Below are 7290 nucleotides of genomic sequence, written 5' to 3' on the forward strand. Positions count from 1 at the left end.
CCGACTCGCTGCGCGAGGCGCGCACCGACACCAGCGCCGCCCCGCCCCCCGGCGCCCGCTCGCGCGCCGACACCGCCCGCGCCCCCGGCGACTCGGCCCGGCGGGCGGCCGCCGCCCCCGACTCCGCCCGCGACTTCCTCCGCGACCTCGACCTGCGGGTCAACGGCCGCATGGAGTCGAAGCTCGAGCGCACCCAGGACGCCCGCTGCGCCCAGGGGTTCGCGGTCGCCCTCGGCTGCCGCGCCGCGTTCCAGCCCAACTTCGACTTCCAGTTCAACGTCCGCTCGACCGGGCCGGTGGCCGAGCGGCTGCGGCTGGACGTGGACTACGACTCGCAGCGCGAGTTCGACGCGTCGAACGTCATCAGCGCCTGGTACGAGGGGAAGCCGGGGGCGCGGCTGTCGCGCTTCGAGGTCGGCAACGTCTCGTTCACCCCGCCGACCTCGCGCTTCCTGACCGCCGGCATCCCGAGCAACAACTACGGCGTGCAGGCGGTCGGGCGGCTGGGGAGCATGACGTGGCGCACCATCGCCGCGCAGCAGAAGGGGACGGTGCAGCGCGACCGCGTGTTCACCGTCGGCGACCGCACGGTGCAGACGCGCGAGCAGCCGCTCGACGACTGGCAGATCGAGCCGCGCCGCTTCTTCTTCACGATCGACCCGCGGCTGCTCCCCGGCTACCCGAACGTGGACGTCCTGAGCCGCGCCGGGATGGCGCGCCTGGCCGCCGCGCTCCCCGACACGCTGCGGCCGACGCGGGTCTTCCTGTACCGCCAGCTGATCGGGGCGCAGATCCAGAACCCGCGCGGCCCGCGGCTGAGCGTGCGCGGCGCACGCAACCCGGCCGCGCAGACCTACGAGCTGCTGCGCGAGAACGTCGACTACTACGTCGACCCGTCGCAGCTCTGGATCGCCCTCCTGCGCCCGCTGCAGCTCAACAACGAGCGGCTGGCGGTCGCGTACGAGGTGACGATCAACGGGGAGCGCTCGCGCTACGTCGCCACCGGCGGCACCCCCGATACCGAGCTGCGCGAGGGGCTGCAGGAGGCGAACCTCGTCTGGGAGCCCGAGCTGACGCCGCGCAACCCGGCGTTCTTCCGCGAGATGCGCAACGTCTACCTCGTGGGCGGCGAGGAGCTGCGGCGCGAGTCGGTGTCGCTGCGCATCGTCACCGGCCCGGGGGGCGACCAGGAGAAGCCGGTCGACGCGTCGTTCGGCGCGACGTACCTGCAGATGTTCGGGCTCGCGCAGGCGGCCAACCCGACGACCTTCGACGTCGAGAACCGGCTCTGGCCGCGCCCGCAGGACCCGAACGTCAACGCCGCCGGGGGCGGCGCGGGCGGGCTGCAGGCGAAGCTGATCCGCAACTACTTCGTGATCTTCCCGTCGCTGCAGCCGTTCGCGCGCGCGGGGCTCGCGAAGGGGGCCGCCAACCCGGCCAACGATACGCTCTACACCTTCCCGTCGGAGCTCCTGTACTCGGCGCAGCGCCCGCAGAGCCTCTACCGGCTGCGCGCGCGCTACGAGGGGGAGGGGACCGGCGACCCGGGGACGCTGGCGCTCGGCGCGGTGCAGCTGCGCGCCGGGTCCGAGCAGCTGGTGGCCAACGGGCGCCCGCTGGTGCGCGACGTCGACTACCGCATCGACTACGACCTGGGGCTCGTCACCTTCGTCGACCCGCAGCGCCTCTTCCCGACGCCGACGCAGGTGACGGCGCGCTTCGAGGAGAACCCGCTGTTCGCGGTGCAGCCGACGCGCGTCTTCGGCGGCGCCGCCGAGTGGACGACCGGCGCCGGCATCCTGAGCCTGACCGCGATCTCGCAGGCGCAGCGCTCGACCTTCAACCGCCCCCCGCTCGGCTTCGAGCCGGTCGGGTCGATCGTGGGCGGGGCGCGCGCCGACCTGGCGTGGAACGCGCCGGCGCTGGCGCGCGCCGTCAACCGGCTGACGCGCCGCCTGGGCACGGGCGACACCACGGTCGCGCCGGCGCGCGTGGCGCTGCGCGCCGAGTTCGCGGCCAGCAAGCCGATCCCGAACCAGGCCGGCCAGGCGTACCTCGAGACCTTCGAGGGGGACGGGGGGCTCGGGCTCGCGATGACCGAGACGCAGTGGTACCTGTCGAGCCGCCCGGCGACGTCGTCGTCGCTGCGCGCCGCGGCGGGCAACCTGCCGCTCTCGCTCGACCGCGCGACGACGATCGCCTGGCAGAGCCTCGTGCGCCCGCTCGGCGGGACGGCGCAGCAGCTCTACCGGATCACCGACATCGACCCGTCGGTCCGGCTGAGCGCGGGCGGGATCGCGCCGCCGGAGCCGCTGCTCTGGCTCACGCTGTATCCGTCGACCGTGGGCGGGCTGCCGCTGCGCAACGACGCGGGCACCCCGGTCGGCGGCACGCCGACCTCGCCGGCGTCGCGCTTCCGCTGGACGCTCGACGGCGCGGCGGCGGGCGCGGGGCGGCGCTGGCGCTCGGTGCGCACCCTGCTCAACCCGGGCGGCGCCGACCTGTCGCGCGTCGAGGCGCTGGAGTTCTACGCGCTGGTCCGCACCGACGAGGGGGGGATCGCGCGCAACCCGACGCTCGTGTTCGACTTCGGCGACGTGTCGGAGAACACGCTGGCGTTCGTCCCCGAGTCGCTGTCGATCCGCCCGCGCGCCGCCGGGCCGGGGGTGACGGCGGGGCTCGACTCGCTGTTCCGCGGACGGCGCCGCGAGGGGTTCGACGTCCTCGACACCGAGCGCGACACGCTGACGCGCGTGTTCGACGCGTCGGTGAACGACCGCGGGCTGCCGGGCGACCGCGCCGCGACGCTCGCCGTCGACTCGCTCGGGACGCGCCTCGGCGCCCGGCCGGTGGAGCTGTGCCGCGCGCAGCCGGGGCGCATCGCGGTCATCGGCGACGCGCTCACGTCGTGCACGGTGCGCAACAACCGGCTGGACGAGGAGGACCTCGACCAGGACGGACAGCTCAACGCCACCGAGGCGACGACCGAGGGGTACGAGCGGCTGCGGCGGTACGTGGTGGACCTCTCGCGGCGCGCGACGTTCACGCGCGAGAACCCGGCCGCCTGCCAGACGACGGGCACGCCGACGATCGGCGAGGCGGTGGGGACGAACGACCGCCGCTGCTGGGTCCTGGTGCGCATCCCCTTCCGCTCGCCCAGCGACTCGCTCGGCGACTTCAACGTGCGACGCGTGCGCGCGATGCGCCTGACGATGATCGCCGGCGCGGGCGAGGCGGACAGCGCGTTCACGACGACGGCGCTGGCGCGGCTCCGGCTGGTCGGCGCGCCGTGGCTGCGCCGCGCGGAGCGCCCGGTGAGCGGGATCGCGGGCGACTCGACGGCGCTGGGCGCGGGGTACGTGATCGCCGGCGTCGTCGGGACGCAGGACTCGACGGCGCGCGTGCCGTACCAGTCGCCGCCGGGCGTCACCGACGAGACGGACGAGCGTCGCACCGGCTTCGAGGCCAACGCGGTGCAGGTGAACGAGCGCGCGCTGCGGCTGCGCGCGGGGGTGCCCGGCGGCACGCTCGGGCTGTACGAGCGCGCCGAGGCGTACCTGCGCTTCCCGGAGGGCGCGAAGAACCTGATGACCTACCGCACGCTCCGGCTGTGGATGCGCGGCAACTCGAGCGGCTGGGGGGTGGGCGGGGAGCTGAACGCGTACGTGAAGCTCGGGCGCGACGAGCACAACTTCTACGCCTACCGCACGCCGGTGCGCTCGGAGGGGTCGCGCGAGGCGTGGCTCCCCGAGGTGCGCGTCGACTTCCGCCGCTTCTACCGGCTGCGGGCGGCGGTGCAGGCGGCCTACCTGCGCGGCGGGATCGCGCAGCAGTACCGGTGCACCGGGGCCGACGCCGCGCTGATCGCGCGGTCGGGGCTCCCGCGCGGCTTCGCGGTGGACCGCTACGCGGCGTGCGAGGACGGCTACCTGGTGTACACCGTCGAGCCGAACGTCACGCCGCCCAACCTGGCCGCGGTGCAGGAGCTGGCGGTCGGCTTCGTGCGCGTCGACAGCGTCGCGCGCGGCGGGAGCCCGCTGGTGGCCGGCGACACGCTGGAGCTGTGGGTGAACGACCTCCGGCTGTCGGACGTCGAGGACACGCCGGGGATGGCTGGGGAGCTGGGGCTGTCGGTGCAGGCCGGCGACCTGGCCGACGTGCGCGTGAACCTCGTGCGGCGCGATCCGTACTTCCGCCAGCTCGGCGAGACGCCGACGTTCGCGACGGCGAACGCGGTGGACGTGGGGGCGTCGGTGCGGCTCGACCGGCTGGTGCCGGGGGCGCGCGGCTTCGCGATGCCGCTGAGCGTGAGCTACACGCAGAGCGACGCGGCGCCGCTGTTCCTCGCCAACTCGGACCTCGACGGCGAGCAGCTGGACGGGCTGCGCACGCCGCGCGACGCGCAGACGTCGGTCGCGCTGACCGTGCGCCGCGCCACGCCGCTGACCGGGACGCCGTGGGCGCCGCTGCTCAACAACCTCGCCCTCACCTCGACGTGGACGAGCGGCGGGGCGCGGAGCGCGTTCCAGCGGGCGTCGCGCGACGGCTTCACGCTGCGCGCCGACTACGACCTCGTGCCGGCGGCGCGGTCGCTCGGGCTGATCGGCGGGGCGTTCCGGTGGACGCCGACGACGCTCAAGCTCACCAGCCACCTGGTGCGCACCGGGAACCGGCAGGAGGCGTTCCTGAAGCCGGTGGTGGCGTTCGACGACACGGCGCGGGTGGTGAACGGGCGGGATCACGTGTGGCGCAACGGGCTGGTGGTCGAGTTCCAGCCGACGGCCGCGGTCACCGCGCGCTGGGACGCGAGCACGCTGCGCGACCTGCGCAACTATGCCGACGCCGACCGCGTGCTCGGGGACACGGTCGACCGCGTGGCGGCGACCGAGGCCGAGCGCGCGCGGCTGGCCGGGCTCGACGTGGGGCTGGAGCGCGAGCGGGCGATGGCGGGGCTGCTCCGCTTCGCGCCGGCGCTGAAGGGGTGGGTGCAGCCGCGCGCCGAGGTGGCGACGTACCACACGACCACGCGCGACCCCAACGCGCGCACGCTGCTGCGCGACGCGGTCGACGAGTCGGACACGACGGCCGCGCTCCGGCTGCCGCGCCGCATCGGGACGACGCAGGTGGCGAGCGCGGGGGCGACGGTGGACGTGGGGCGCGCGATCTTCGGCGCCGCGCCGACCGTCCCGCCCGCGCCGCCGGCGCCCGTCGACTCGCCGACGGTGACGGTCGCCGCCCGGGCGGCGGCGACGCTCGACCGGCTGCGCCGCGCGCTGGAGCCGGTGGAGGTGCGGGTCGAGCGCACGCTCTCGTCGAACGTCGACGCGACCGCGCTTGACCCGTCGCTCGGGCTGCAGCTCGGCGTCGCGGGGCTGGCGGGCTTCCGCGCGCCCGGCGGGCGGAGCGCGACGGCGGCGGGGGCGGTGACGCGGCTGGTCGTGTCACACACCGTCGGGCTGCCGCTCGGGCTGTCGCTCACCAACCGCGCGGAGGCGGGGGACACGCGCAGCTGGTGGCGCCGCGCCGCGACCGACCGGCAGGCGGAGGCCGACGGCGACCAGCGCACGCTCCCCGACCTGACGCTGCGGTGGAACTGGCGCCCCGCCTTCGCCGACGCGCTGGTCGAGACGGTGGGCGCGACGGCGGGGCTGGTGTGGCAGCGCTCGCGCACGACGACCCCCGCCGACTCCGGGGCGCCGCTCGACGCGCGCGCGCTCTCCTCGCGCCGCTACCCGGTGAACGGCTCGATCGCCTGGAAGGCGCTCGGCGGGTTCACCACCGCGGGCGGACTGTCGCTGACGCGCCGGCAGGACGACGTGCCCGGGAGCCGCACCGACGTCGAGGCGCGCGAGGGGGCGGTGGAGCTGGCGAAGGCCTTCGCCGCGCCGACGCGCTGGAACCTGCGCTCGCCGATCCGCACGCGGCTCGGCTGGCAGACGAGCGCCACCGAGGTGCTGCTCCGCCCGCGCGACGCGTCGGGCGCGGTGCTGCTGGACGACGCGCTGCGCGTGGTGCAGGCGGACAACGGGCGCCGCGCGCTCACGTTCAGCGCGAACTCGGACGTCGCCGAGACGCTGACGCTCTCGCTCAACGGCTCGCGCGTCACGACGTACAACGACAACCTGAACCAGCGCATCACGCAGACGGTGTTCAGCGCGGTGCTGAACCTGTCGTTCGGCGCGGCGCAGCTCCGCTAGGGCGCGCCGCCGCGCGTGATGGCGGTCCAGCGCAGCGTCGTCACCACGGTGACGCCGAGCTGGTAGGCGTCGCCCGCCGGCGCGGTGGCGGCGTCGGTGCCGAAGGACCGGGTGTGGCTCAGGTGCGCGTCCACCGGCCCGTCGCCCGGGAGCAGGGTGCCGACGGGGGCGACCAGTTGCGCGCCGAGCGGGGTCGAGCCCTCGACCACGCGGGTGGCGCCGCCGCGGCTGAGGGTGAGCCGCCAGTAGCCGCCGAACGCGCGGACGCCGTCGGGGGTGGTCGGGGGGACGAGGGGGAGGCGCAGCTCGTCGGCGGTGAGCGTGGGGCGCGTGCCGGCCGGCTGCGCGACCGCCTGGAAGCGGAGGGCGGCCGCGGGGAGGTCCTCGATGGTCGGCAGGACCACCGCGACGACGCCGTCGCCGGCGGGGGCGAGCTCGCCGCCGTAGCGGATCTGGCCGCGGACCGCGCGCGGGATGCGCCCGTCGAGGGCGGCGCCGTTGACCAGCAGCCGGCCGTCGCCCACCCGGCGGAGGCGCCCGTCGATCTCGCCGGGCCAGACCTGGGCGTCGACGGCGAGCGTCCCGCCGGCGGGGGCGACGCGCACGTCCGTGCGCGCGGTGAACGGGTCGAGGAGGTACGCCGTGTCGCCGGCGGCCAGCAGGCGGACGTCGAGCTGGGCGCTGGGGCGGGTGCCTCCGGGGCCGTAGCTGGGCAGGTCCGTCCCGTCGCAGGCGGCGAGCGGGAGGAGGGCGAGCGCGAGGAGTCGGCGCGCGGCGGGGCGGGCGGGGGAGGGCACGGCGGACGGCGGGGACGGCGGGACGAGGGGGGACCCCCGACGATAACGCGGCGTGGCGGCGCGCGCGTCGGCCGGCACCGGGGCGCGTCCGTCGGATACGGGGGATCGGCGCCGTCGGGGCGAGCGTGGGCGCCATGATCGCCGCGGAGCGGAAGGCACTGCTGTTCGTCGCGACGCTGGGGGTGCTGGGCGTCGGGGCGCGGGTGGCCGGCGGGGGGCGGGCGGACGCGCCGCTCCCCGCCGGCGAGCCGGGCGCGCTGGCCGCGCAGACGGCCGCGGTCGACCGCGCGATCGCC

Annotated in this window: 2 protein-coding genes; one reads left to right on the forward strand and one right to left on the reverse strand. The window is 76.2% G+C overall.

Annotated features, from left to right (window positions below; translation table 11 throughout):
* A partial coding sequence (sprA, locus tag PYV61_RS17760) for a cell surface protein SprA (RefSeq protein WP_275834072.1) occupies positions 1–6197 on the forward strand: 6197 nt, incomplete at its 5' end.
* Here sprA and PYV61_RS17765 read toward each other — a convergent pair.
* Positions 6194–6994, reverse strand: a complete 801-nt coding sequence (locus tag PYV61_RS17765; RefSeq protein WP_275834074.1) for a hypothetical protein — start codon at positions 6992–6994, stop codon at positions 6194–6196. The two genes, sprA and PYV61_RS17765, sit on opposite strands and share 4 nt — an antisense overlap.
* Positions 6995–7290: the final 296 nt, after the last annotated feature.

Origin of the sequence: Roseisolibacter sp. H3M3-2 (assembly GCF_029211165.1) — a bacterium.
Lineage (GTDB): Bacteria > Gemmatimonadota > Gemmatimonadetes > Gemmatimonadales > Gemmatimonadaceae > Roseisolibacter.